Annotated in this window: 1 protein-coding gene and 2 pseudogenes; all 3 read left to right on the top strand. The window is 64.6% G+C overall.

Annotated elements, in window-relative coordinates; genetic code table 11:
* Nucleotides 1–713 (top strand): annotated as a pseudogene (locus AHiyo1_RS15575) (pseudouridine synthase); the annotation flags it as partial.
* A 3-nt stretch (nt 714–716) separates the two neighbouring features.
* A pseudogene (locus AHiyo1_RS15570) lies at nt 717–1822 on the top strand (prephenate dehydrogenase).
* Nucleotides 1822–2324 (top strand): (d)CMP kinase (gene cmk / locus AHiyo1_RS15565; protein ID WP_059389165.1); only part of this gene is annotated, 503 nt, incomplete at its 3' end. The pseudogene AHiyo1_RS15570 and the gene cmk, both read left to right, overlap by 1 nt.

Below are 2324 nucleotides of genomic sequence, written 5' to 3'. Positions count from 1 at the left end.
AGAAGGTCATGGCCCAGGCAGGCGTGGCTTCCCGCCGCGTGTGCGAGGAATGATCGAGGAAGGCCGCGTCGAGGTCAACGGCCAGCTCACCACCGAGCTCGGCATGCGTGTGGATCCCGCGACCGCCGTGATCCACGTGGACGGCATCCGGATCCAGCTCGATGACACCATGCTCTACATGGTGTTCAACAAGCCCAAGGGCGTCGTCTCCACCATGGAAGACCCCGAAGGCCGTCCCTGCATCAGCGACTTCCTGAAGTCCGCCAAGAACAAGGGCGAGCGTCTCTTCCACGTCGGCCGCCTTGACGTCGCCACTGAGGGCCTGCTGCTGCTGACCAACGACGGCGAACTCGCCAACCGCCTGACGCACCCCTCCTACGAGGTGCCCAAGACGTACCTGGTACAGGTCCGCGGTCCATTCCCGCAGCGTCGGTGCGCAGCTTAAGGCCGGCATCGAGCTCGAAGACGGCATCGCTTCCGTCGACTCCTTCAAGCTCGTGGACTCCACTCCGGGCCACGTGCTGATCGAGGTTGTGCTGCACTCCGGCAAGAACCGTATTGTCCGCCGTTTGTTCGAAGCCGTAGGGTTCCCCGTGCTTCGTCTTGTGCGCGTCAAGATCGGTCCCATCGGCCTGGGCGACCAGCGCCAGGGCAGCATCCGCAACCTCGGCAAGCAGGAAGTCGGACACCTCCTGGCCTCTGTAGGACTGTAAGGCATGTCGGCATTCCACTCGCACGGCCGGGGCCACCTTGACGGCCCGGTGGTCGTTTTCGGCACCGGGCTGCTCGGAGCCAGCATCGGTCTCGGCCTGCGTGGCCGGGGTGTCTCGGTGTTCCTTTCGGACCCCTCGCCAACCAACCAGGCCGTCGCCGTGGATATCGGTGCGGGCAGGCCTCTGTCCGAGCTTGCGAATCCGCCCCAGCTGGTTGTCGTCGCGGCGCCACCGGACGTGACGGCCGACGTCGTCGAGCGTGCCCTGGGTGAATACCCGGAGGCCGTTGTGGTGGACATTGCCAGCGTCAAGCTGGCAATCCAGGCCGATCTCCGTGCGCGTGGAGTGGACCTGTCCCGCTACGTGGGGACGCACCCGATGGCTGGGCGCGAGAAGTCGGGGCCCGTCGCTGCCCGCGGCGAGCTCTTCACGTCCATGCCCTGGGTCCTGTGCCCGTCCGACGAGACCAGTGCCGACGCGCTTCAGACTGCGCGTTCCCTTGCCGGGGACTTGGGGGCAATAGTCTCCCAGTTCACGGCGGAGGAGCACGATGAAGCCGTTGCGTTGGTATCGCACTTGCCCCAAGTGATGTCATCGCTTCTCGCAAGCCGTTTGCAGGGGACACCGCTCCACGCGCTGTCCCTGGCCGGCAACGGGCTGCGGGACACCACGAGGATTGCTGCCAGCGATCCCACCTTTGGGTGCAGATCCTTGGCAACAATGCGGCCAAGATGGTGGATATCCTCCATGGTGTCCGTGAGGACCTCAACCGTCTGATCGGTACCTTGGAGGATCCCACAGCCCCCGGTGCGCGGCTGGACCTTGCCCAGCTCATCAGCGAAGGCAACGCCGGGCAGGCCCGGATCCCGGGAAAGCACGGCGGACCCCCGCAGGCATATTCATGGCTTACAGTTCTGGTAGACGACCGGCCCGGGCAGATCGCCAGGCTGTTGACGGAGATCGGCGAGATCGGCGTCAACGTCGAAGACCTCCGCCTGGATCACTCGTCCGGGCAGAACGTTGGCATGGTGGAACTTTCAGTCATGCCCAACAAACATGACCTCCTTGTTGAAGCCTTGACCGACCGTGGATGGCGGGTACTCCAGTAATGACACGTGAACTATTCGGTCCGGAGACCGTAGTACGCCCGGGCAAGCCGCTCGTTGTCGCCATCGACGGCCCGTCCGGCTCCGGCAAGTCCAGCGTCAGCAAGGAAGTTGCCCGGCGCTTGAAGCTCGCCTATCTGGACACGGGTGCGATGTACCGTGCTTTGACCTGGTACTGCCTCAAGACCGGCATCGACCTCGCCGACGGTGCCGCCGTCGAGCAGGCCTCAAAGGATTTGCCGCTGGAACTGAGCACCAGTGCCAACGTCGAATACGTCAGTGTTGCCGGGGTGGACATCACAGAGGAAATCCGCGAGCCGAGGATCTCCTCGTCCGTCAGCGCCGTTGCGACCACCCTGGGTGCCCGCAATGAACTGATTCGTCGACAGCGCCAGCTGATCGAACAGCACCACCGCCGCATGGTGGTGGAGGGACGGGACATCACCACCGTCGTCGCGCCCAACGCGGAGGTCCGCATGCTGCTGACCGCCAGCGAGGAAGCGCG

It is taken from the genome of Arthrobacter sp. Hiyo1 (assembly GCF_001263615.2).
Taxonomy (GTDB): Bacteria; Actinomycetota; Actinomycetes; order Actinomycetales; family Micrococcaceae; genus Arthrobacter.
This window is presented reverse-complemented; position numbering and strand designations above follow the sequence as displayed.